The sequence below is a fragment of the Mycobacterium sp. genome, from assembly GCF_049683355.1.
In the GTDB taxonomy this organism is placed as follows: Bacteria; Actinomycetota; Actinomycetes; order Mycobacteriales; family Mycobacteriaceae; genus Mycobacterium.
In genome coordinates this window covers 1-24,347 of sequence record NZ_JBAUJB010000287.1, presented here as the reverse complement: position 1 = coordinate 24,347, position 24,347 = coordinate 1, and the positions used below count along the sequence as shown (strand labels likewise).

General features: G+C 67.7%; 20 protein-coding genes and 1 pseudogene. 11 read left to right on the top strand and 10 right to left on the bottom strand.

The window, feature by feature from the left end:
- Positions 1-47 precede the first annotated feature (47 nt).
- The 4 genes and pseudogenes from WA944_RS16795 (at position 48) to WA944_RS16780 (ending at position 4,277) form a co-directional block, all read left to right on the top strand.
- Entirely contained in the window at positions 48-2,135 is a 2,088-nt protein-coding gene (locus WA944_RS16795; RefSeq protein WP_526374259.1) for an MMPL family transporter, read from the top strand.
- Positions 2,086-2,830, top strand: a pseudogene (locus tag WA944_RS16790) (alpha/beta fold hydrolase). Before WA944_RS16795 ends, WA944_RS16790 begins: the two are co-directional and overlap by 50 nt.
- Positions 2,831-2,839: 9 nt before the next feature.
- Positions 2,840-4,063, top strand: coding sequence for a cytochrome P450 (locus WA944_RS16785; RefSeq protein WP_526374258.1), 1,224 nt, complete (start codon positions 2,840-2,842; stop codon positions 4,061-4,063).
- Between the two features lie 7 nt (positions 4,064-4,070).
- The gene (locus WA944_RS16780) at positions 4,071-4,277 is read left to right on the top strand and encodes a ferredoxin (protein WP_526374264.1); all 207 of its coding nucleotides are present in this window, start codon (positions 4,071-4,073) and stop codon (positions 4,275-4,277) included.
- Here WA944_RS16780 and WA944_RS16775 read toward each other — a convergent pair.
- The 4 genes from WA944_RS16775 to WA944_RS16760 are packed head-to-tail and all read right to left on the bottom strand — an operon-like array spanning position 4,222 to position 8,009.
- A complete protein-coding gene (locus WA944_RS16775; protein WP_526374257.1) occupies positions 4,222-4,890 on the bottom strand; it encodes a hypothetical protein in 669 nt (222 codons plus the stop codon). The two genes, WA944_RS16780 and WA944_RS16775, sit on opposite strands and share 56 nt — an antisense overlap.
- A gap of 24 nt (positions 4,891-4,914) precedes the next feature.
- The gene (locus WA944_RS16770) at positions 4,915-6,039 is read right to left on the bottom strand and encodes a GGDEF domain-containing protein (RefSeq protein ID WP_526374256.1); all 1,125 of its coding nucleotides are present in this window, start codon (positions 6,037-6,039) and stop codon (positions 4,915-4,917) included.
- An 18-nt stretch (positions 6,040-6,057) separates the two neighbouring features.
- On the bottom strand, positions 6,058-6,717 hold the full coding sequence (locus WA944_RS16765) for a PaaI family thioesterase (RefSeq protein WP_526374255.1): 660 nt from the start codon (positions 6,715-6,717) through the stop codon (positions 6,058-6,060).
- Positions 6,714-8,009 (bottom strand): adenylosuccinate synthase, encoded by a 1,296-nt coding sequence (locus tag WA944_RS16760; RefSeq protein ID WP_526374254.1) that lies wholly within the window; start codon positions 8,007-8,009, stop codon positions 6,714-6,716. The genes WA944_RS16765 and WA944_RS16760 overlap by 4 nt, the downstream gene beginning before the upstream one ends.
- A 102-nt stretch (positions 8,010-8,111) precedes the next feature.
- Between WA944_RS16760 and WA944_RS16755 the strand changes: the two genes are divergently transcribed.
- The gene (locus WA944_RS16755; protein ID WP_526374253.1) at positions 8,112-8,714 is read left to right on the top strand and encodes a peptidase M50; all 603 of its coding nucleotides are present in this window, start codon (positions 8,112-8,114) and stop codon (positions 8,712-8,714) included.
- Between the two features lies 1 nt (position 8,715).
- A complete protein-coding gene (locus WA944_RS16750) occupies positions 8,716-9,495 on the top strand; it encodes a site-2 protease family protein (protein WP_526609014.1) in 780 nt (259 codons plus the stop codon).
- A 7-nt stretch (positions 9,496-9,502) separates the two neighbouring features.
- On the opposite strand, the gene WA944_RS16745 is transcribed toward WA944_RS16750, so the two are convergent.
- A complete protein-coding gene (locus WA944_RS16745) occupies positions 9,503-10,645 on the bottom strand; it encodes a polysaccharide pyruvyl transferase family protein (RefSeq protein ID WP_526647158.1) in 1,143 nt (380 codons plus the stop codon).
- 83 nt (positions 10,646-10,728) lie between these two features.
- On the opposite strand from WA944_RS16745, the gene WA944_RS16740 reads away from it, so the two are divergent.
- Complete coding sequence (locus WA944_RS16740) at positions 10,729-11,625, top strand: cation diffusion facilitator family transporter (RefSeq protein WP_526375376.1); 897 nt, start codon at positions 10,729-10,731, stop codon at positions 11,623-11,625.
- A gap of 10 nt (positions 11,626-11,635) precedes the next feature.
- On the opposite strand, the gene WA944_RS16735 is transcribed toward WA944_RS16740, so the two are convergent.
- Positions 11,636-12,052 carry a DUF3151 family protein gene (locus WA944_RS16735; protein WP_526375378.1) on the bottom strand — a complete coding sequence of 139 codons (417 nt, stop codon included), beginning with the start codon at positions 12,050-12,052 and terminating at the stop codon, positions 11,636-11,638.
- Positions 12,053-12,152: 100 nt separating this feature from the next.
- Between WA944_RS16735 and WA944_RS16730 the strand changes: the two genes are divergently transcribed.
- Complete coding sequence (locus tag WA944_RS16730) at positions 12,153-12,956, top strand: Rv0361 family membrane protein (protein ID WP_526370793.1); 804 nt, start codon at positions 12,153-12,155, stop codon at positions 12,954-12,956.
- Here WA944_RS16730 and fbaA read toward each other — a convergent pair.
- A complete protein-coding gene (fbaA, locus tag WA944_RS16725; protein WP_526370795.1) occupies positions 12,953-13,987 on the bottom strand; it encodes a class II fructose-bisphosphate aldolase in 1,035 nt (344 codons plus the stop codon). The genes WA944_RS16730 and fbaA overlap by 4 nt on opposite strands.
- 369 nt (positions 13,988-14,356) lie before the next feature.
- Here fbaA and WA944_RS16720 point away from each other — a divergent pair, with 369 nt between their 5' ends.
- The 3 genes from WA944_RS16720 to WA944_RS16710 all read left to right on the top strand — a co-directional run bounded on the left by WA944_RS16720 (position 14,357) and on the right by WA944_RS16710 (position 21,564).
- Positions 14,357-16,702, top strand: coding sequence for an ATP-binding protein (locus tag WA944_RS16720; RefSeq protein ID WP_526370797.1), 2,346 nt, complete (start codon positions 14,357-14,359; stop codon positions 16,700-16,702).
- A complete protein-coding gene (locus WA944_RS16715; RefSeq protein ID WP_526370799.1) occupies positions 16,699-16,920 on the top strand; it encodes a helix-turn-helix domain-containing protein in 222 nt (73 codons plus the stop codon). Before WA944_RS16720 ends, WA944_RS16715 begins: the two co-directional genes overlap by 4 nt.
- 126 nt (positions 16,921-17,046) lie before the next feature.
- On the top strand, positions 17,047-21,564 hold the full coding sequence (locus WA944_RS16710; RefSeq protein WP_526370801.1) for a beta strand repeat-containing protein: 4,518 nt from the start codon (positions 17,047-17,049) through the stop codon (positions 21,562-21,564).
- A 122-nt stretch (positions 21,565-21,686) separates the two neighbouring features.
- Here the strand turns inward: WA944_RS16710 and WA944_RS16705 are convergent, their stop codons facing one another.
- The 3 genes from WA944_RS16705 to WA944_RS16695 form a co-directional block, all read right to left on the bottom strand.
- A complete protein-coding gene (locus WA944_RS16705) occupies positions 21,687-22,712 on the bottom strand; it encodes an alcohol dehydrogenase catalytic domain-containing protein (protein WP_526647157.1) in 1,026 nt (341 codons plus the stop codon).
- A 34-nt stretch (positions 22,713-22,746) separates the two neighbouring features.
- On the bottom strand, positions 22,747-23,625 hold the full coding sequence (locus WA944_RS16700; RefSeq protein WP_526370805.1) for an undecaprenyl phosphate translocase family protein: 879 nt from the start codon (positions 23,623-23,625) through the stop codon (positions 22,747-22,749).
- 113 nt (positions 23,626-23,738) lie between these two features.
- A partial coding sequence (locus WA944_RS16695; RefSeq protein WP_526647156.1) for a DsbA family protein occupies positions 23,739-24,347 on the bottom strand: 609 nt, incomplete at its 5' end.

The window sequence follows — 24,347 nt, the reverse complement described above, 5'->3', positions numbered from 1 at the left end:
AGATTCTTCGATTGCTTAATTGTTAATTATCTGAAATATTCGGATTCATGGCTCGCCGACTGTCCTGGGCACTCGCACTTGTGGTCATCGCCGCGTCGGTGGCGCTGATGGCGCTACTGAGCGGAGGTGACTCCGCCGAACAGTCGCCGGTGGCGGTACCGCCGGGTGCGGAGTCGGCGCGCGCCGACGCCGTGCGGGCCGATTTCCCCGGCGGGGACCAGGCCCCGGTGATCCTGGTGATCAGCCGTGACGACGGCGCCGAGCTGACCCCCGCCGACATCGAAGCCGCCGATCTGTCGCGTCAGCGGATGCTCGCCGCCGCCGACGCCGGTAGCGCGGGTCCGCCGGTCCAGGTCTCCGATGACCGGCAGGCGGCCGTGGCCACGGTGCCGCTGCAGGCGGACCTGTCCGGTTTCGCGCTCAGCGACAAGGTCACCGAACTGCGCTCCGTGGCGTCCGAGGAGCTGCCCGATGGCCTGCGAGCAGAGGTCACCGGTGGTCCGGCGTTCGGCGCGGACATCGCCGACTCGTTCTCCGGCGCGAACGTCACGCTGCTGATCGTCACCGCGACGGTGGTGGCGTTGCTGCTGATCATCACCTACCGCTCCCCGGTGCTGTGGCTGGTGCCACTGCTGGTCATCGGGTTCGCCGACCGCGTCGCCGCCGTCGTCGGGTCGGCGGTCGCCGACGCGGTGGGGATGACACCGGACGGGTCGACGTCGGGGATCACCAGCGTTCTGGTGTTCGGCGCGGGCACCAACTACGCGCTTTTGCTGATCTCGCGGTACCGAGAAGAACTGGGCCGAAGCCACGCCCACCAGGACGCATTGCAGACAGCTGTCCGGCGGGCCGGGCCCGCCATCCTGGCCAGCAACGCGACCGTGGTGCTGGCCCTGCTGACCCTGGTGTTCGCCGAGTCGCCGAGCACCCGCAGCCTCGGGGTGCAGGCCGCGTCGGGCCTGGTGGTCGCGGCGGTGTTCGTGCTGCTGGTGCTGCCCCCGCTGCTGGGCTTGTTCGGCCGCAAACTGTTCTGGCCGTTCATTCCTCGGGTGGGTGCGCGCGCTCTCACCGACAGCGGCGTGTGGCACCGGGTGGCCTCGGCGGTCGCCCGCCGGCCCGCCCGGGTGGCAGTGGTCTCGATCGGCGCTCTGGCGCTGCTGTGTACCGGGCTGCTGAGCACTCCGATCGGCCTGTCGCAGATCGAACAGTTCCGCGTGCAGGCCGAATCGGTCAGCGGCTACGACACGCTGGCGGCCCACTTCCCGAGCGGTCTCACCGACCCCGCCGTCGTCATCGCATCGACCGACCGCGCCCCCGAGGTGCAACGCGCCCTCGACGGCGCACCCGGCGTCGTGTCCGTCCGGCCGGCGGGGACCGCACCCGACGCCGGGCTGAGCCAGTGGTCGGTGGTCCTCGATGCCGCCCCGGCATCCGATGAGGCTTTCGAAACAATTGAGGCGCTGCGGGATTCGGTCCAGCAGGTGGATCCGGACGCGCTTGTCGGCGGGTCCGATGCCAAGGCGCGCGACGCGGCGGCAGCAGCCGGACGCGACCGCGCGGTGGTCATACCCGCCATCCTCGCCGTGGTCCTGATCGTGCTGTACGTGTTGCTGCGCTCGGCGCTGGCGCCGCTCGTCCTGGTCGCGGTCACGGTGCTGAGCGCACTGGCGGCGCTGGGCCTCGGCGGTTGGGCCAGCGTGCACGTGTTCGGCTTCCCGGCGCTGGACAACACCGCCCCGCTGTTCGCGTTCCTGTTCCTGGTGGCGCTCGGCGTGGATTACACGATCTTCCTGGTGACCCGTGCCCGGGAAGAGACACCCGAGCACGGCACCCGCAACGGCATCGTCAGGGCCGTGTCGGCGACCGGCGTCGTCATCACCAGCGCGGGCATCGTGCTGGCCGCGGTGTTCTGTGTGCTGGGCGTGTTGCCGTTGATCGTGCTCACCCAGGTCGGCATCATCGTCGGACTGGGCATCCTGCTGGACACGTTCGTGGTGCGCACCGTGATCATCCCGGCGCTGTTCACCCTCATCGGGCCACGGATCTGGTGGCCGGCACTGCAGGGTGGGGACTACCGTTCCCCCGGTGGACAGCCAGGAGGTCGACACCGCACTCGGGCGGCTGCGGATACGTAGCCGCGGGGAGCCCGGCCGAGAAGCCATCGTCTTCTGGCCCAGCCTGTTGATGACCGGGGACATGTGGGCTGCCCAGGCGGACCACTTCGGCACCGACCGGCGGGTCATCCTCGTCGACCCGCCCGGCCACGGCGGCAGCGAGCGGCTCACCGCCCCTTTCACTTTCGATCAGTGTGCGCAGTGCATCGTCGACGTCCTCGACGGACTGGGGGTGCCGAGCGCCCACTTCGTCGGCAACTCCTGGGGAGGCATGATCGGCGACGGCAAGACGCCAGAAGCTCGAATACGGGCTACTGCTGCGGATGGCGACACTGTTCGGTGGAATCCGGCCGCCGCTGACCCGTTCGGTGCTCAAGGCGTTCCTGGGACCGACGACGTTGCGCACCCGCCCCGACGTCGTCGCCTTCGTGCGGGCCACCGTGGAGTCGGTGGACGTGCGGTCGGCAGCCTGGGCGGTCCGCAGCGACGTGCCGGAGCGCCCCGACCAGCGGGCGCTGCTGTCGCAGGTGACGACACCGGTGCTCGTCGTCGCCGGCGCGGAAGACGCCACCTTCCCGAACGTCGAGACCAAGGTGATGGCCGACGCCATCCCCGGTGCCGGCTTCGTCGTGCTCGACGGGGTGGCCCACCTGGCGGGCCTGGAGAACCCCAGCCTGGTGAACACGTTGATAGAGGACTTCGTTTTCGGCAGGTAGCGTCGATAGATGAATCAGGCCAGAACCGCCGACGCCGAGTTGCCGCCACTGCACATGCGGCGCGAGGCCTTCGACCCCACACCGGAACTGCGCGAGATCCGCGACACCACCGGCGTGCGGACCGTCACCAACGCGTTCGGGATGCAGGTCTACCTCGTCACCCGCTACGACGATGTGAAGACCGTGCTGTCGGATCACGCACGATTCTCCAACGCCCGCCCGCCCGGCTTCGTCGTGCCGGGGGCACCGGCCATCTCTGACGAGGACCAGGCCCGTGCCAGGGCGGGGAACCTGCTCGGCCTGGACCCGCCCGAACATCAGCGGCTGCGTCGGATGCTCACCCCGGAGTTCACGATTCGGCGGATCAAACGGCTGCAGCCGCGGATCCTGGAGATCGTCGACCAGCAACTCGACGCCATGGCCGCTGCCGGCCCGCCGGCCGATCTGGTGGAGCACTTCGCGCTGCCGATCCCGTCGCTGGTGATCTGCGAGCTGCTCGGGGTGCCCTACGCCGACCGGGACGACTTCCAGCGGCGGAGCGCCCGCCAGCTCGACGTGTCCATTCCCGTCGACGAGCGCATCGCGTTGCAGCGTCAGGGCAGGGACTACATGGGCTCGCTGGTCGTCGCGGCCAGAAACCGCCCCGGCGACGACATCCTCGGGATGCTGATCCGCGAGCACGGTGACGATCTCACCGACGACGAACTGATCGGCGTCGCAAGCCTTCTGCTGCTCGCCGGGCACGAGACGACGTCGAACATGCTGGGACTGGGCACCCTGGCGCTGCTGCGTCATCCCGCACAGTTGGCAGCGATCCGCGACGATCCGGCCACGGTGGCGCCCGCGGTGGAGGAACTGCTGCGGTGGCTGTCGATCCTGCACTCCGCGATCCCACGCATCACCACCACCGAGGTCCAGATCTCCGGGGTGTCGATCCCCGCCGGACAGCTGGTGTTCGCCTCGCTGCCGCTGGCCAACCGCGACGGACGCTTCATCGACCACCCCGACACACTCGACATCGGCCGCGGGGCACTCGGCCACCTGGCGTTCGGTCACGGAGTCCACCACTGCCTGGGCGCATCGTTGGCCCGGATGGAGATGCAGATCGCCTTCCCGGCGCTTCTGCAGCGCTTCCCCACGCTGTCACTCGCCGAGCAATTCGACGATGTCGAGTTCCGCTCCTTTCACTTCATCTACGGTCTGAAGTCGTTGGAGGTGAACTGGAATGAGTGACGGACCGGTGCGGGTGTCCGCTGACCGCGAGTTGTGCATCCAGGCCGGCAACTGCGTGATGGTCGCCGGCCAGGTCTTCGATCAGGACGACGACGGCATCGTGGTGGTGCTGGTCGACGAAGTGCCCCCGGACGAAGTCGAGCACGCCCGGGAGGCCGTCAAGCTGTGCCCGGCGAGCGCTCTGGCGATCGCCGACCCAGCAGCACCAGGCTGACCACCAGCACCCATATCGGGAACGCCAACGTCATCCACAGGTTGATGTCACTGGCGATCAGAACGCTCAGCGCGACCAGGTAGGTCACGATCACCAACCAGACCGGCATCAGATGCGTCCGCAGCCAGATGGTGGCCAGCGAGATCATGAACACCGCAGCCATCCGCAGGGCGTAGGTGTTGGAGAGCGCGACGAGCAACCCCTGGCCGAACGCGGCGACCTCGGTGCGGTTGTTCGCGCCCACGAGTGTTTCCTTGCTGGCGAGCAGACCGGCGCCCACTGCCGTGGCCGCGAACGTCATCGCCAGGAACAGCAGACCGCTGCCGATGAGCACCGTGGTGAAGAACTTGTCCTCCAGCGTGCCCAGGCCGTCGCGTACCACCCCGATGAACCACAGGAACGCGATGCCCGCGAACGGCATGAGCACCACGGCGAACCGCAGCCGCGACTCGGATCCGTCGACCCACTGGGAGCCCAGTTCCGCGCCCTGGGGCAGTGCGGTGCGCGTCAGCACCAGCACCGTCCCGAACAGCAGCGCGAAAGCCACGCCGGCGAATGCCGCGGCCCGCGGTGTCGTGAGGCGGCGAAGGTGGCGGTCGACCGGATGCGTCACGGCCTCATCGTGGCATGCCGCGGTTCAGTCTCCGGCCGCAACGGCGTCGTCGGCCGACACCGTCCGGTTGCCGCCCGCGTTCTTGGCCCGATACATCGCCGCGTCGGCGCGCTCGATCAACTCGCGCACCGTCCGCCGTACGTCGCCTCGCGTGCCGGCCGTCACGGCGCCGATGCTCAGCGTCGGCGCGGCGGCGACGTCGCACCGGGCCACCTTCTCGTGGAGCAGTTCGGCCACCCGTAGTGCAACGGCCGCCCGGTCGTCGATCACTCGGTCATCGACAACGATGACAAACTCCTCACCGCCGGTGCGGGCGATCACCGCCCGGGCCCCGGCCGACGCCACCGCGTCGCGTGCGGCGTTGGCCACGCCGATGAGCACCCGGTCCCCGGCTTCATGACCGTGACTGTCGTTGATGGCCTTGAACTTGTCGATGTCCACGGCCAGCACACCGACCTGGCCGCCGTCCGCCGCCACCAGATCGTCGACCTCGTCCTCGAGGCCGCGCCGGTTGAGCAGCCGGGTCAGCGGGTCGTACATCGCGTCGGAGGCGCCGACGCGCAATGCCAGCAGGTACGACTGCACGATCACCGGAAGCCCGACCACGGTCGGTATCAGCACCAGCAGCCGCACCGTGATCACCGAGACCGCTGCCGTGCCCTGGATGATGGACGTCGCGTACAACCAGGCGAACGCCGCGACGGTGAACGCCAGATGCAGCAACAGTGCGCGCGGACCGTGCGCGATCACTACGTAGATGCCGTTGGCGGCCAGCAGAGCCAGTCCCGGCATCGCCAGGAACGCATCCTCGTAACAGGCGATCACCGTGACCACCGCGAGGTCGGCATAGACGACGAACGCCGCCGACTGCCGCGCGGTCGGCCAGGGACCGAATATCCAGAGCACGCCCAGCACGGCCAAGCTCAACGCCACGATGAACACCAGCCACCGGCTGCCGACCGGCCCGCCGTCGGCGTAGCCCCACACCATGGTCAGCAGCGCGGTGAGGCCGTAGAGCAGGGAGAAGCCGCCGATGAACACCTGATGCACCCGCAGTACCCCACGGGCGCGAAAATACCTTGCGGTCCAATCGAACTCGAACGGCTGCCGCCACCAGATCAGGAAGTACTCCCGAATCCCCTTTTCCATCGACCCCCCTGGGTACGATCAGGGCTGGCCGGGCAGGAGCCGGATCATCAGCCCGTTCGCCTCTGCCAGCAGTCGGCCTTGCGGGTCACGTAGTTCAGCGTTGACGAAAGCTTTGCGTCCCTCGGCCTCCCGCACCCATCCGCGCGCGGTCAGCACGGTGTCGATGGGGGTGACGTTGCGATAGTCCACGTGCAGGAAGGCGGTCCGGCTGATCGGACGGCCGGCGGCGCGGATCACCATCCCGAACACCGAATCGAACAGCAGTGGCAGCACCCCGCCGTGGACCGCGGAGTTGCCGCCCACCGAGAACCGGCTGAACGCCACCTCCAGCTGCACCCCGTCGGGCTCGAACCTGATCACCTTGTACGGCGGCATCAGCAGGCTGCCGGCCCCCGGCAGCGTGGGCACCCGGTTCGCCGGGCCGACGCCCTCGGCCGCTTCGAACGGACCCAGCAGCCCGACCAGTTCCTCGGCGAGGTCCGCGGCCCGTTCCCATGTGCCGGTGTCAGGGTCGGCCGACACCGCCAGATCCTGCGCCCGGCGCATCGCCGACAGGAACCGCCCGAAACCCGGGCCCGGCTGCGCCGGCTGGAAGTTCGGGAAACCGCCGTGCCGGTCGTAGTCGGGATCGACCGCCCTCGGGTCTCCCGCCTTGCCGCTGCCGGCGTCCGCGGTCACTTCGCGGCCAGGATGTCGCGCCGGACGATCGTCTGTTCCCGGCCAGGCCCGACTCCGATGCACGAAACATGGGCTCCGGCAAGCTCTTCGAGTCGGAGCACATAGTCACGCGCCTTGGCGGGCAGCTCCTCGAAGGTGCGGCAGGCGCTGATGTCCTCCCACCACCCGGGAAGTTCCTCGTAGATCGGCTCGGCGCGGGCGATGTCACTCTGGGTCATCGGCATGTCGTCGGTGCGCATGCCGTCGACGCGGTATCCGACACACACCGGCACCGTCTCCAGACTCGACAGCACGTCGAGTTTGGTGAGGAAGTAGTCGGTGATGCCGTTGACCCTGGTCGCGTAGCGGGCGATCACTGCGTCGAACCATCCGCAGCGACGGCGGCGGCCGGTGGTCACGCCGATCTCACCGCCGGTCTTCGCCAGGTATTCACCGTTGGCGTCGAACAATTCGGTGGGGAACGGGCCCGAGCCGACACGTGTCGTGTACGCCTTGAGGATCCCCAGTACCGTGGTGATCCGGGTCGGGCCGATGCCCGAGCCCACCGACGCGCCGCCGGCGGTCGGATTCGACGACGTGACAAACGGATACGTGCCGTGGTCGACGTCGAGCAGGGTGCCCTGCGATCCCTCCAGCAGCACGATCTCGCCCTGTTCGAGCGCGGCGTTGAGCAACAGTCGGGTGTCGGCGATGCGGTGTTTGAAGCCTTCCGCCTGCGCCAGTAGGGCGTCGACCACCTCGGCGGGGTCCAGCGCCTTGCGGTTGTAGATCTTGACCAGCACCTGGTTCTTGAATTCCAGTGCGCCCTCGATCTTCTCGGCAAGAAGAGTGGGGTCGAGCACATCGGCGACCCGAATCCCGATGCGGGCGATCTTGTCCTGATAGCAGGGTCCGATGCCGCGGCCGGTGGTGCCGATCTTCTTGCTGCCGGCATACCGTTCGACGACCTTGTCGATCGCCACGTGGTACGGCATCAACAGGTGGGCGTCGGCCGAGATCAGCAGCTTGCCGGTGTCCACTGCGCGCGCCTCGAGTCCCTGCAGCTCGGTGAGCAGCACCCCGGGGTCGACGACGACGCCGTTGCCGATGACGTTGGTGACGCCCGGGGTCAGGATGCCCGAGGGGATCAGGTGCAGCGCGAAGTTCTCCCCCGTCGGAAGAACGACCGTGTGACCGGCGTTGTTGCCCCCCTGGTAACGAACGACCCATTGGACGCGGCCACCGAGAAGGTCGGTGGCCTTACCCTTGCCCTCGTCGCCCCACTGGGCGCCGATGAGGACGATTGCCGGCATGGCATATTCTCCCGCTGTCTCCTGCTGGTACTGCGCTCAAATACTGTGCAGCCGGTGAGCCACCCTATCCGACCTGATCGAGCCCCGTTTACGAGGAGCAGATTGGACGCATCGCAAGTCGCGGTTCTGGGCTTCGGCGGGCGCCGGATCCCTCGGTCGCTGCGCGGTCTTCCCGTCGTCGACGCCGACGCCGTCATCAACCGTGACCCCGACTGCCGCCGCATCGTCGTGGTCGGTTCACACGCCGATCTGGCGTCGGTGTTGACGCGGCTGCTTCGCGCCGACCGGCTCGACATCGAGGTGGCCCATGCGCCGCGGTGGTGGCAGGGACGGCGGGCGCTGACCGGTGCCGCGAACCGGGTTCCGCTGATCCGCGACGAGACCGGCACCGTCGTCACCGCGTCGGCCTACTGGCTGCCGCAGCAGGACGCCCACACGATCCGCGGCGAGGCGGTGGTCGACGACGAGGTGCTCTTCGACGGGGAGGTGACGGGGGTGCGGATCGAGCCGACCGCCGTGATGCCCGGACTTCGTGCCTGCCTGCTGTCGGGCCGGATGCGGCCGAATCGCTGGGTGGCGGGGCGGGCCGCCCAGCTGGGGACCACCGGCGCGCTGGTGGTCCGCGACGGGAAGCCGGCGCCGCGGCCGGTGCGGCGCTCCACCTTCTACCGCCATACCGAGGGTTGGCTGCGGGTAGCTTCATGAGGTGAGCATTCGCCCACTTCACCAGTCGGTGCGCCCCAGTCCGGTCTTTCTGGCCGTCGTCGCGGTCACCGCCGCCGGTGGGGCTGTGGCGTGGTATTCGGCGCAGCAGGTCCGGCCGATCGCCTACGTCGGTGTCTTCGTGTTCGTCATCTTCGGCTGGCTGGTGTCGCTGTGTCTGCACGAGTTCGGTCACGCCTACACCGCGTGGCGGTTCGGCGACCGCGACGTCGCCGTGCGCGGATACCTCACGCTCAACCCGCTGAAGTACTCCCATCCGCTGCTGTCGCTGGGACTGCCGGTGCTGTTCATCGCGCTCGGCGGCATCGGACTGCCCGGTGGTGCGGTCTACGTGCAGACGGCGTCCATGACACGCCGACAGAAGACGCTGGTCAGCCTGGCGGGCCCAGCCGTCAACCTGGGTTTCGCGGTGCTGCTGCTCGCGCTGATCCGGCTGTTGTACGACCCGGCGCATTCCGTGTTCTGGGCGGGCGTGGCCTTCCTGGGTTTCCTCCAGATCACCGCGCTGCTGCTCAACATGCTGCCCATCCCGGGCCTCGACGGTTACGGAGCGCTGGAGCCGCACCTGAGCGCCGAGACACAGCGCGCGGTGCAGCCGGCCAAACAGTGGGGCTTTGTCATCCTGCTGATCCTGCTGATCTCGCCGGGGCTCAACCAGTGGTTCTTCTCGGGGGTGTACTGGCTCTTCGACCTGTCGGGGGTGCCTTCCGCGCTGTCGTCGGTCGGCAGCCAGCTGACCAGGTTCTGGTCGGCCTGGCTGTAGCCGGGGACTAGCCGTACAGAGCCTCGGCCACGGCGCGCTTCTGCCGGCTCAGCCGGTGCACGGTCTCCGGTGCGAACCCACCGGCGGTCGGGCGTTCCGGCACCTTGCCCAGATCCTCCATCAGCGTCCAGCCTGATCCCAGGGTGATCAGCGACCGGTGTTTGGTGGCGTAGTAGTCCGGGCTGATCGAGATCGCCACACCGGCCGCCCCGGCCGCGGCGGCCAGCAGGTGCGGATGGAACCGGGTGGAGATCCACGTCTGGGCGGCCGCCACCGGCAGGCCCGCCGCCCAGACGTCGACGAACGGCAGGAAGCGCGCGCCGGGCAGTTCATGCTCGATCAGCGCGTACACCTCCCGGTCGACGCGCGGGATGCCCTCCACGACGCAGACGTCCTCGGCGCCAACGTGCCATTGACGCAGCATCGACAACGCGGCTCCGGCGACCGCCCCGGTGCCGGCGTCGTTCATGTCCGACTGCAGGCACACCATCACCTCCGGCGACCGGGAGTCCGGCCAGACATCCTGCGGACGGCACACCCGGTGCTGCCCGAGTCCCAGGAACGCGTCGTCGACGCCGAGCTCGACGCCCAGCAGCTCAGCGGACTCCGCGTCGCGCACGTCGACGACGTCGAAACGCTGCGCCAGTGCATCGAGCAGCGGCGCGGCGCCCGGGGGCGCCGGCGTCAGGCCCTGCCCCGTCATCGCCGCGCGTGCCCCCGAACGGCGAGCCGCCGCAGCAGCGCCCGCCAGCAGACCGATGTGCCGCGGCCAGATCGCATTGACGTACCCGCCGCCCACGACGTGGACGGCGTCGAGCCGGTGCAGCAGCGCGACGCCCTGGTGCCAGCGGGGTGCCATACCGGGGTTGGCGACGGCGTGCTGCACCCAGGCCGCGACGTCCCACGGGTCGTCGGACGGCGCTTCCCAGCACAGCCGCCACAGCGTGTCGACGAACCGCACCCGCGGATGCGCCTCCCCGAACAGCAGCTGGGTGGGCCCGGGGGAGGGCGTGTCGACCCAGACCTCGGCGTTCGGTGCGACATCCCGGAGGTGACGCAGCCAGCCGTCCAGGATCAGCTCGTCGCCGTAGTTCGGAAAACCTGCCGTGGCGACCAAGTAGTACACAGGAGACTCCCAGGTTTGCGCCACTCACGGATGCTACCGAGTGCCCGCGGATCGCGACGACCAGCCGGGCTTGTCATATATGCGACTTTCTGCATATATTTCTGCCCATGGGTGCGGGACACGATCACGGACATGCCGACACCCGTGTCTCCCGGATGCTGCTCGCCGCGGGCATCCTGTCGATCTTCTTCGTCGTCGAACTGACCACAGCGCTGGCCATCAACTCGATCGCGTTGCTGGCCGACGCGGGCCACATGCTCACCGACCTGGTGGCGATGTTCATGGGACTGACGGCGGTGCTGCTGGCCAAGCGGGGCAGTGCCTCCCCGTCGCGGACCTACGGTTGGCACCGCGCCGAGGTCTTCACCGCGGTGACCAACGCCGCGCTGCTGCTCGGAATGGCCGGCTTCATCCTTTACGAGGCGTTCGAGCGACTCGGCGACGCTCCGGAGATCCCGGGCGTGCCGATGATCGTCGTCGCGCTCGCGGGACTGCTGGCCAACGTCGCCGTGGTGGCCCTGTTGCGGTCCCAGTCCAAGGACAGCCTCGCGGTCAAGGGCGCCTACATGGAGGTCCTCGCCGACACCGTCGGCAGCATCGGGGTGCTGATCGCCGGCATCGTCACGGTGACGACGTCGTGGCCGTACGCCGATGTCGTCGTCGCCGTGCTGGTGGCGCTGTGGGTGCTCCCGCGGGCCATCTCCCTGGCCCGGGCCGCGTTGCGGATCCTGTCCGAGACGTCGCCGAGCCACATCGACGTGGAGGAGTTACGCACCGCCCTCTGCCGCGTCGAAGGTGTCACCGAAGTCCACGATCTGCACGTGTGGACGCTGGTACCGGGCAAGGACATGGTGACCGCGCACCTGACGAGCGGGCGAGACTCCGCGCGAGTGCTCGACGACGCCCGTGCCGTGCTGACCGCACGCGGCCTCGACCACGCGACGGTCCAGGTGGAACCGCCCGATGCCGCCGCGGACTGTGAGTGCGAAACCAACAACCGGTAGCCGGATCGGGTCAGGGCAGTCCGAGTTGCCCTCGGGCGGACGGATCGCAATCGTCGAGCAGGTCCAGGCACCGCTGATACTCCGGGGTCTCCCCGATCGCATCGGCCGCACGGGCCAGCGCCGCGACGCACCGCAGGAAGCCACGGTTGGGTTCGTGGAAGAACGGCACCGGACCGAAGCCCTTCCACCCGTTGCGACGGAGTTGATCGAGCCCGCGGTGGTACCCGGTACGAGCGTAGGCGTATGCGGTCACCGCCTTGTCGTCGCGCAGCGCATCCTCGGCCAGCAGCGCCCACGCTATCGACGCCGTCGGATGTGCCGCGGCCACGATGGCCGGGTTCTCCGCGGCGTCCAGTTCGGCCTCGGCCGCGGGGTCACCGGGCAGCAATACTGGTTCCGGTCCGAGAAGATCGCCCATCCGAGTCATGGACCCATTGTGCAGTGCGGCCGTGGGCGCGCGTCACCGCGGATGGCTAAGCTTCGCCCTAGCATCAGCCAGGGAAGGACCAGGGAGGATTTCAGCAGGGATGTCGAACCCCACAGGGCCTGACCAACCGGACGAGACCACCGACGCCGCTGAGCAAGCCGGTGACGATGCGCCACCGGCAGCCGCAGAAGCCGAGACGGAGATCCTGCCGGAACCGGGTCACGACCACGAGCCCGCCACCGAGGTCATGGCACCCGCCGACCCGGGGGCCCAGGACCAGACGTCGGAGGAGCAACCCGGTGAGCGGCGCTTCACCGCGCCGTCCGGGTTCGACGCCGGGTCGACGCAGATCATCGACCGGCCCAACGAGCCGGCCACCGAGGTGTTCGCCGCTTCCAAGCCTGTTGCCCCCCAGATGATTCCGCCCCGTGGCGGTGAGCCGCCCAAGCCGCCGCAGAAGAGCCGCAGCTGGGGTTGGGTGGTGGCGATCGTGCTGGTCATCGCGGCACTGGCGGCCATCGCGATCCTCGGAACCATCCTTCTGACCCGCACGTCGACACCGGCGGTGTCCCAGGAGGACATGGTCCGTTCCACGATCGAGGAGTTCGACATCGCCGTGCAGAACGGCGACCTGTCCACGCTGCGCAGCATCACCTGCGGGGCCACCCGCGACAGCTACGTCCGCTACGAGGAGCAGGCCTGGGCCGACACGCACTCCCGGGTGGCCGCGGCCAAGCAGTACCCGGTGGTCGCCAGCATCGATCAGGTGGTGGTCAACGGCGACCACGCGGAGGCCAACGTCACCACCTTCATGGCGTACGCGCCGCAGACCCGCTCGACGCGAAGCTTCGATCTGGAGTTCCGCGACGACCAGTGGAAGATCTGCCAGGCTCCTGCCAGCTAGGCCGTGACGCTGCGACCAGCGCTGTGCAGGTCGTTGCACGCCTCGACGACACGCTCGCTCATCCCGGCCTCGGCCTTTTTGAAGTAGCTGCGCGGGTCGTAGACCTTCTTGTTGCCGACCTCTCCGTCGACCTTGAGCACGCCGTCGTAGTTGCTGAACATGTGTCCGACGATCGGCCGGGTGAACGCGTACTGGGTGTCGGTGTCGACGTTCATCTTCACCACGCCGTAGTTCAGCGAATCCTCGATCTCGGACTTCAGCGAGCCCGAGCCGCCGTGGAAGACGAAGTCGAAGGGCTTGGACCCCTCGGGGAGGCCGAGCTTGGCCGTTGCGACCCTCTGACCCTCGGCCAGGATCTCCGGCTTGAGCTTGACGTTGCCCGGCTTGTAGACACCGTGCACATTGCCGAAGGTGGCGGCCAGCAGGTACTTGCCGTGCTCACCTGCGCCGAGCGCCTCGATCGTCTTCTCGAAGTCCTCGGCCGTGGTGTACAGCTTGTCGTTGATCTCGGCCTCGACGCCGTCCTCTTCGCCGCCCACGACGCCGATCTCGATCTCCAGGACGATCTTGGCAGCGGATGCCTGCTTGAGAAGTTCCTGCGCGAGCGACAGGTTCTCGTCGATCGGCACCGCCGAGCCGTCCCACATGTGCGACTGGAACAGCGGGTTGCGGCCCTTGGCGACGCGCTCGGCGGAGATCGCCAACAGCGGCCTGACGTAGGTGTCGAGCTTGTCCTTCGGGCAGTGGTCGGTGTGCAACGCGACGGTGATGTCGTACTTGGCGGCGACGACGTGCGCGAACTCGGCGAGAGCAACGGCGCCGGTGACCATCTCCTTGATCCCCAGACCGGACGCGAATTCGGCACCTCCGGTGGAGAATTGGATGATGCCGTCGGAACCGGCATCCGCAAAACCCTTGATCGCGGCGTTGACGCTCTCGGAGCCGACGCAGTTGATGGCAGGGAACGCGAAGGAGTGCTCCTTGGCACGACCCAGCATCTCGGCGTAGACCTCGGGCGTGGCGATGGGCATGACGGGTTCCTCTCGGCATCTGCACGTGCAAGTCCGACCAGTATCGCAAGAATCGCCGGCCAGGGTGCGCCGTCGCCGATCTGCGGGGCGGCCGCGCACCGGACACTGGAGTTTCGGCAAAGTCCTGCGCGAGCGGGTGGACAATCGCCGGTCCCCCCGCAAGCATGGGGTCATGGTCTCGGGTGCGGTCGGTCGCACGACCGAGACGCGCGCGATCGTCACCTTCCTCGATCGGGCGGCTATCTCACCGTCAGCGCTGTTCCTGGAGGGCGAGGCCGGCATCGGCAAAACCACCGTATGGCTCGTTGCACTCGAACACGCGCGCGCAACTATCGAGTCCTTGCGGCCAGAACCTCGCCGACCGAGTCCGTGCTCAGCTACGGTGCGCTGGCGGATCTTCTGAGCGAACTCGACGACGCCGCATTCACGACACTGCCCGAGTCGCAACGGCACGCACTGGACCGGGTGCTCCTGCGAACCGAAGACGGCGGGGAAGCCGGCGACGACGCCCGAGCGGTGTGCGCGGGCTTCTTGGCCGTCGTGGAAAGACTGGCAGCCGACTCACCTGTTCTGATCGCTGTCGACGACGTGCAGTGGCTCGATCCGTCGAGTAAGCGGGTGCTGGTCTTCGCAGCGCGACGACTGTCCTGCCGGGCAGGCCTGCTCGTCACCGAGCGGACCGGAGCAGAAGGAGCGCGGGCGTCGTCGTTGCTGCAGCTGTTCAGACCGGAATCGACGTGCGTCCTCACTGTGGGGCCGATGAGCCTCGGCGGTCTGCACGCCGTACTCGCAGAACGTCTGGGGAGGTCATTCGCTCGACCGGTGATGGTCGATATCGCCGAGATCTCCGAGGGTAACCCCTTTTTCGCCCTCGAATTGGGACGCGCCCTGGCAATGGCGGCGCCCGGCTCGGCGAGCCCGCTTCCCGGCAGCCTGACCGAGTTGGTGCAAGCCCGGATCGGTGGACTGCCCGAGGACGTGCGCTCCACATTGTTGGTGGTGGCGTGTGTCGGCGCCCCCACCATCGCGACCGTTGCCCACGCCACCGACGCCGACGTCGAGGACGTTGTCCGACTCCTCGAGCGAGCTGAAGGTGATCGCATCGTCACCATCGACGGCCATCGAGTGCGGTTCTCACATCCGCTGCTGGCGCGGGGTGTGTATGCCGCCGCTACACCGGCGAGGCGCCGGGCCATGCACCGCCGTTTTGCAGACATCGTCGACAACCTCGAGCTCGAGGCCCGCCATCTGGCACTGGCGACGACGGTCGCAGATGCACGAACACTGCGGCGTCTCGATGACGCCGCCCGCGCAGCTCGGGCACGGGGCGCCGCGGCAGCCGCGGCTGAACTACTCGACATGGCGATGAACCTCGGCGGTGACACGCCACAGCGGCGGATCCGGTCGGCAGCATGTCACCTCGACGCCGGTGACTCCACAAGAGCGGGTGCGCTGCTGGAGCGCGCAGTCGAGGCGTTGGCGCCAGGCGAACTGCGGTCGAAGGCCTACGCGCAGCTGGCAACCGTCCGTCTTTTCGACGACCATTTCCTCGAGGCTGCCACCCTGTTGGAGCGTGCACTGAGTGAGTCCGGTGACAACCTGCGCCAGCGCACGCAGATTCTGATCACGCTGGCCTGGGCGCTGTTCAACGGCGGTCACATCGAGGCCGCCGTGTCAACTGTGAACGACGCAACCGCCCACGCCGAGCAACTCGGGTACCCGCCGCTGTGGTGTCAAGCCCTGGCGATGCACGTCCACATCCACTTCCTGCTGGGCGCCGGTGTCGACGAGAAGAGCCTGCATCGCGCCATGAAGTTGGAGTCGGAGGGCGACTCGGACATCCCCGCCCCGTTCCGACCGAGTCTGCACCACGCCGTCTTGCAGGCATGGACAGGGCATCTGGAAGACAGCCAAGACGAGTTGCGATCGATCCGAAGGCGTTGCATCGAACGGGGCGAGGAGATCGAACTACTCCCGGTCACATTCAACAGCTTCCTCGTCGAGCTTTGGCGCGGCGATATGAACAGCGCCAGAACCCTTGCCGAGGACGCCATGGAGAGGTCGTTGCAACTGGGGGGCGACCTCGCACAGGGTATGGCGCTCACGATGCGTGCCGCATTGTCGGCCTACAGCGGGGACGAACGAGCGGCGCGTGCTGACGCAGAAGCTGCCCTCGCCACCAGTAAGCGTTGTGGGTCGATAACGCTGGCGATCTGGCCGACGTCGATCATCGGCTTTCTCGAGCTGTCGCTGCGTGACCATCGGGCAGCGCTTGAGACTCTCGAGCCTGCACTGTCGATTCTGGCCACACCGCTCGGGCCGGAAATCATCACCGCACCGTTTCTTCCGGATACCGCAGAGGCGATGATCGAGCTGGCCACCTCGACGATGCCGAGAAGTTGGTCCTCCACCTCGAGGAGCACGGCCAACGGCTCGCACGACCGTGGCTGGTGGCCAGTGGTGGCCGCTGCCGCAGTTTGTTGCTCGCGGCGCGCGGCGATACCGGGTCCGCCACGGAGGCCGCGGAACGGGCGCTTGTGGCCCATCAGCAACTGCCGATGCCCTTCGAACAGGCCCGAACCCAGCTCGTGCTGGGAAAGCTGCTACGCCGCCAACGCCAGCGGGAGTCGGCTGCTGTCGCCGTCCGCCAGAGCCTTGAAGTCTTCATTCGACTGGGCACCCCGCTGTGGGCCGAACGCGCCCGGGAGGAGTTGACGAGAACCGAGATGGGCGCGGCCGGGGCCGCAGCGCTGACGGCCTCCGAGCAGCGGGTAGCGGAACTCGCGGCCACCGGCAAGACCAATCGTGATGTCGCGGCGGCGCTGTTCATCAGCCCGAAAACCGTCGAGGCCAACCTGGCCAGGGTGTACCGCAAGTTGGGCATCCGTTCCCGAGCAGAACTGGGACGACACATCGGCCGACCGAAAAAGTAGGTGGCTCGTCACCACACTTCGCGCCACTTGCGCGAGGGTCAATACATAGGGTTTCCCCCGATTCGCTCCTGCCGCCCCGGACCTAGCGTCAAGTGACCATCAGGCACCGTTCGGGAAGGCAATCACATGGAGTCGGCGAAGTATGTGTCACGAGTTGGCGGATTAGCGGTAGCGCTCGGCCTGGGGATGGCAGCAGCGACCATCCCCGGCGTCGCCTTGGCCGACTCCTCCAGTGGATCCAGCTCGTCGGGTTCGTCATCCGGCTCGAATTCGGCCGGCTCGTCTTCGTCGGACTCGTCGTCGTCGGACTCGTCGTCCGGTTCGTCCAAGTCGTCGACGCGCGAGTCGGACAATGCGTCCTCCCGCGAAACCGACTCCTCGGACAACGAGTCCGAGGACGACGACTCGACCGACACCGACACCGAGTCGGACGATGACCGCGACACCGCCACCGATCTGGACGAGACCGACACGCCTGCCGACGACGAGTCCGATACCGATGAGCAGGACGAGCCCGAACCCGTCGACGAAGACGCCGATGCGCCGGCTGAGCCCGCACCGACACCCGCCCCCACGAAGCGCGATCCGGCCCCCGCGGCCGTCACCACACCCACCAGCCAAACCAAGCGCCCTGCACGCGCTGCCACACCGGCACTCGTCGAGACACCCGAATCAACGGACACCCCAGCCGCCGCCCCCGCCGAGGCCGCCATGCCCGAGACGTCACGCTCGAGCGCGCCCGCCGACACCTTCACCGCAGCAGCGGCGCCCGCCGACGATGCGACCACGGTGGTGGACGAGGCGCCGGCCAAGGCGCTTCAGGCTCAACCCGGCACCTTCATCAGCGTGGCCACCACCATGCTGTCCACGGCCCTCGCACCGTTCGCGGCTCCCAATCCCGCGCCCGCAGCGCCGGCGCCCTCTCCGGGCCTGTTGGCCGTGCTGGCCTGGGTGCGCCGCGAGATCGAGGCCACCTATCAGGACGTCAGCATCTCGATCGGTGGGGTGTCACTGGTGCAGCGCGGCACCGCGATGGCCACCTCGGAGGGCTTCGGCTCACTGGCCATCGCGTGGGGCGCCAACAGCACCGCGACCGCCACCGGCCTGTTCAGCATGGCCATCGTGGACGGTGACGACGGCAGCGCCACCGCGGACGGCAACTTCAACAAGGCCCGCGTGAACGGTGACGACAGCACCGCCACGGCCACCGCCGGTGCGTTCAACGCCGCGCGCGCCTACGGCGACGAGAACACCGTCGACGTGTCGGACGGAAACTACTCGACGGCACGGGTGCGCGGCGCCGGCAACGTCGTCGCAAGCACAGGTGCACGCAACGACGCGACCGTATACGGCGACACCAACTCGGTGCTGCTCGCCAGCGAGAACGGACGCGTCTCCGTCTACCTCAACGGCGACAACAGCAGTGCGACCGCAATCGCAGAAGACGGCACCGCATCCATACAGCTCACCGGCACTGGCAGCGACGCCATCGCAACCGCCGCAGGCGGATCTCGTGCCAGCATCACGATGAATGCCGACAACGGTTCGTCGTCAGCCAGTGCCCACAACGACTCGTACGCGCGCATCACGATGTACGGGGACGGCAGTGTGGCGCTCGCCGACGCCGACATGGACGGTCATGCAGCAGCGCGCATTGTCGGGGACGACAGCAGGGCCAGCACCATCGCCTCCGCAGGCACCGCGTCGACTCGGATCGTCGGTGACAACACCCTCGCCACGAGCAGCACCAGCGGGGGCACTGCCACGACGCGGGTGATCGGTGACGACAACGTCGCCGCCACCAGCGCTGTGGCCGATGAATGGGCCCGTGCCGCCGTCTACGGAGACGGGAACGCGGCGGAGGCCACCAACGGCGTTGCCGTCATCAATGGCGACGGCAACGTCGCTACTTCAGTCGACACCGGAAGCGTCGTTCGGATCCAGGGATACGACAGTGCTGCGACCGCCGACGGAGGCAGCACCGCGCTCTCCGTGGGCAGGGCCAATACGGTCAACGCCATCGGCGAGGACAACTACGCATTCGTTCTGGGTGCGCAGTCGATCGCCACAGCCGGTCCGGGTAGCGACAACACCGCGATCGCGATCGGAAACAACCTGATCGCTGATACCGGACCCGGCGACGGAAACATCGCGTTCGGCCAGCCCATCAGCCCGGACAACAATGCTCCGGTCGCCGGTGCGCCCGGAACCCCGGTCGTCGACGACGAAACAGGCGTCGTCACCGGCACACTGGGCTTCACCGACCCCGACGGCGACACCCTCGCCTACACCGTCAGCGACCCACCCGGCAACGGTGCGGTCACCATTGACGCCGTCGCCGGCACCTACACCTACACCCCGGCCACCCGACCGGAGTTCGGCGAACCGGACGGCACCGCCACCTTTACCATCGTCGCCAGCGACCCCGAGGGCCTCACCGCCAGCACCACTTTCGACGTTCCTGTCGCCGCGCTGCCGGCACCCGACAACCAGGCACCACAAACCGGACAGTCCGGCCCCTGGCAGATCAACGAACAAACCGGCGTGGTCACCGCAACCCTCGGCTTCACCGACCCCGACGGCGACCCCCTGACCTACACGGTCACCGACCAACCCGACAACGGCACCGTCACCGTCGACAACCAAGCCGGGACCTACACCTACACCCCCGCCACCCGACCGGAGTTCGGCGAACCCGACGAAACCACCACCTTCACCGTGGTCGCCACCGACCCCGACGGCCTCACCGCCACCAACACCATCGGCCTGCCCATCGTGGCGCTGCCCGAACCGGACAACAACGCACCCGTCGCCGGCACCCCCGGAACCCCGGTCGTCGACGACGAAACAGGCGTCGTCACCGGCACACTGGGCTTCACCGACCCCGACGGCGACACCCTCACCTACACCGTCACCGACCCACCCGCCAACGGCAGCGTCACCATCGACGCCGTCCTCGGCACCTACACCTACACCCCGGCCACCCGACCGGAGTTCGGCGAACCCGACGGCGCCGCCAGCTTCACCGTGCTGGCCTCCGACGGCGAACTCACCGCCAGCACCACCTTCGACGTCCCCATCGCCGCGCTGCCAACCCCCGACGCGACACCCACCCTGCAAGGAACTGCGCAACTGCCGGGAGATCCTTCAGGTCCTGTTGTGGTGGGTCCCGACGGAACTGCCTATCAATCGGTGGTCTTCGGCCTCGGAACCTCAAACCAGCACACGTCGGTTTACGCGCTGAACCCAGATGGATCGGGGGCGCTGGAGACTGTCGTCGACATGGCCGAGGGAGGGGCAGACAGTGGGTTGATGTTCGCACCGGAACGGTACGTCTTCCAAACCACGTTCGACTACGACAGCCAGACAGGCTACCTGCTGGTGATCGACCTGCAGAACCCCGGGACATTCGCTGCCGTGGGGCTCGGCAGCGGCCGCGTTTTCGACGACGACGTGTCCATCAGTCCCGACGGCTCTGCCTACGTGTTGACCGGCGGACAACTGCTCGTCGTCGACCCGGAGAACACCTCTGCCCCAGTGTCAATCGACCTGACAGGTACCGCTGCAGACGGGCCTGTGGTGTTCAATCAGCTGAGCGGCACTCCCTACGTGGCCGAAGAGTCCGACGATGCCGAAGAACGCGTGCAGCTCTTCGAAATCGACATCACCTCGCCCGACGATCCGCTGATCTTCGTCACCGAAAGCCCGGGATCGCTGCCGGCTGACGGTTTGGTGTCCGGGCCGGACGGTTCCATCTATCTCACGACGTGGTCGGTAGACGGCGACACCGCGACCACCCACGTCGTCGTAATCGACCCGGACAACCCTGGCGTACCAATGCAATTCGAGATGACAGGTACCGCGTTCAACGGAGTCGCGTTCGGGCCCGACGGCGACGTTTATCAGGCTGCCGCCACGATATCCATCGAGGGGGACGACTTCTCCAGCCTCCAGACCACAACGGAAATAATGAGAATCGACCTGAACCAGGTCGACGATCCAGAAACCTATGAGGTACTGGGCGCACTGGACGGACCGATCATCGTCGGACCAGGCGGCATCATCTACGCCGGTGTGACGGTCAGCGACTACACCAACTTCCCCGACATCACCACGATCTACCAGTTGGTCGTGATCGACCCGCAAGATCCCGACGCTGCCTTCGCCGTCGAACTAAACGGCCCCACCATCATCAACGGTGACTTCCAAACCAGCAATGTGGCCATCGGACAGGATGGCCGAGCGTACATCGCCGTGACCACCGAAACCGAAGTCGGCGGCGACACCGTGTACACCACGCGCGTGACGGTCGTCGATCCGAACAACCCGGAGGGCACGATCCAGATCGATCACGCAATCGCCGGCGCACCGCCGAACGAGGGCAGCCAGGTCGCCGTCGACGGCAACGGGCTCGTGTACGTGACCACGCAGACCCTGGGAGAAGACGGATTCGTCACCCACGTGACGGTCATCGATCCGGGAAACGCCACGGACCAGGTTCTCGCGACCTACGACATCGATGGTCCTGCGGTCGGTGGTCCCGTTGTCGATCCGGGCAACACTGCCTATCAAACCGCCGTCGGCGGAGACATCGATGATGAATCCACCGACGTCGCAGTCATCGGTGTGGCTCCGGTCGACTAGGTAGTCGATCAGGTATCGGACATATCCGAGATTGCGCTGAGGGTCGTGCCGGGTCAACCGGTACGAGCCTCAGTGGATGGGCGCCGACGCCCTGGTGATCAGCCCGGACGGTGAGTGCTCCATCACACGGTCAGCACCATCCGGTAGCGAGCACGGCCGGAGTCCATCGCGGCGTAAGCCTCGGCGGCTTGGGTCAGCGGACGCTCCTCGACGAGCGCCCGCACGCCGGACAACTGCGCGAACGCCATCGTCTCCTCGACGTCGCGAGAGGTGCCCGACGGGTGACCGGTCACCGACAGCCCGGAGTTGATCAGGTCGAGCGGGCTGATCGGCAAGTTCTCCGCGGTGACGCCGACTACGACCAGCTCCCCTGCCGGGCCGAGGCCACCGACGGCCGCGGCCATCGCAGCCGCGTTGTTCGCGGTGGCCAGCACCACGGCTGCGCCACCCAGCTTCTTCAGTTCTGCCGCGACGTCCTGCGCGGTCGAGTCGATGTAGTGATGTGCTCCCAGTCGCGCGGCCTCGTCGGCCTTGCCGGTTCCCCGGGCGATCGCGACGGTCTCGAACCCCATGGCCCGCGACCACTGCACACCCAGGTGACCCAACCCGCCGACACCGAGGATCGCGACCAGATCACCGGCCTTGGCACGCGTCTCGCGCAATCCGTTGAACGTCGTCACTCCTGCGCAGCCCATCGGCGCGGCTTCGACGAACGACAGTCCGTCCGGAATCCGCGCCAACGCGGTGGCCGGGGCCGTCACCGACTCCGCGTAGCCGCCCGGGTAGTGCCAGCTCGGCACCTGCATGCGCTCGCACTGCATGAAGGCGCCTCTGCGACACGGCACGCAGCGGTTGCAGTTGCCTCCGAACCACCCGACGGCCACCCGGTCGCCGACCGCGAAGTCCTCGACACCGTCTCCGACCTCGGCCACCGTTCCCGCGATCTCGTGGCCCAGCGTGAGCGGCCACTGCAGACCGGGAAAGTGGCCTGCGTAGAACTCCCGGTCGGTTCCACAGACGCCGCACGCGGCGACGTCGAGGCGGACGTGATCCCGGGCGGGCGGAGTGGTCTCCACGTCGACGAGAGTGAGCGGTTCGCCGGCCGCAGTGAGTTGGACGGCAGCGTGGGTGCGGGTGCTTTCAGGCATGCGATCGACGATATCCGCGATGGTGGCACCAATGTCAGTCGAAGTCTGTCTGCTCCTCGGAAATTCCCAGTCGGCGTTCGATGAGGATCAGGCCCGCGACGGCGAGGACGCCCGCGGCGAACAACACCAGCACCATGGAGATGTCAGCGGCCGGCGCAAGCAAATCGCGATCCGCCGACTGCCACGGCCAGAGCGCCCGAAGCGACCCCACCATGAGCCCGGTGATGACGACGAGGGTGATGCGAGCTCGATGTGCGAGCAGCCACCTCAGCAGCGTGACGAACGATGCGAGACCGACGACGGCGCCGAGTCCGAAGAGCGCGATATAGCCGAAGTCGCGGTTGTTGACAGCGCCGATGGTCGTCTCGTACATGCCGATGGACAGCAGGAGGAACGAACCGGAGACCCCGGGCAACACGAGTGCACAAATGGCCACGGCCGCCGCCAGTACGATCACGATCGGATTCGGGTCACCGATGTTCGCTGGTGGGACACCCGTGAGCCAAAACAAAAAGATCGCGGCCACGGCCCCGACAGCCAGGTCCTTCGCGCGCCATGCACCGGGGGAGGTACGGATCACCATATGAGCAGGCACGTACACACCCGCGATCACGAGTCCGAAGAACAGCGCCCGCATCTGAACTGGATGCTCCTCGAGCAGCGGCTCCAGGAATCGGGCTCCGAGAACGAGCGCGATGACCATTCCTATCGCCACAGGTATCAGGGTTCGCCAAGGGAGACCACGGAATGTGGTGGCGGAGGCACGCGCAGAGGCTTTCCCCGTGCCGAGACCGACGAGCTGCCGAAGGGAAAGCACTACATTGGCGATCGCATTGATCAGCGTCTCGTAGATGCCCACGATGAGTGCGACAGTTCCACCGCTCACTCCAGGGATGACTTCGGCTACTCCCATGAGCGCACCACGGACAAGGTTGGTGACAGTTGCAAGCACGCGATCACGCTAGCGGTTGTGGGCGTGGGCTCGAGCGGCGATGTCCTGGCTGGCGACGGTCTGACCGCTGCGGCTCAGCGCCGCCGCTGTTCGAGCGCGCGGATCAGGCTGGCGGCGTCCCACGGCCCGAGGTGCCGCTTGCCGTTCACGAACAGCGTCGGCGTGGCGTTGAGGTCCATCTCCTCGGCGTCCTCGGCGTCGTCGTTAACCCGGTGCAGCACCTTCGACGAGTGCACCCGCACATCCCGGTCGAACTGCTCGATGTCGCACCCCGCAGTCACCGCGTACCGGTACATGTCCGCCCACTCCAGGTCATCCTGATGCTCGAACAGCTCGCACGCCATCTCCCAGAACCGGCCCTGAAGGGCGGCGGCCTCGCTGGCCCGCGCCGCGTCGAAGGCGCGGAGGTGCGCCCGCTCGAGCGGAAAATGCCGCCACACGTAGCGCAGCTCGTCGCCGAAATGGCCGCGCACCTCGTCGATGGCCCCGGTGGCCCGGCTGCAGAACGGGCACTCGAAATCGCCGTATTTGACCAGTGTCAGCGGCGCGGCGTTGCTGCCGCGGATGTGGTCGCGTTCCGGGTCCACCGGCCGGAGCAGCTTGAGCCCGACAGGTTCGGGCGGACTCAGCCAGTCGGTGACCCGGAAGATCGTCCACCCCAGCCCGAACGCGATCAACGACGC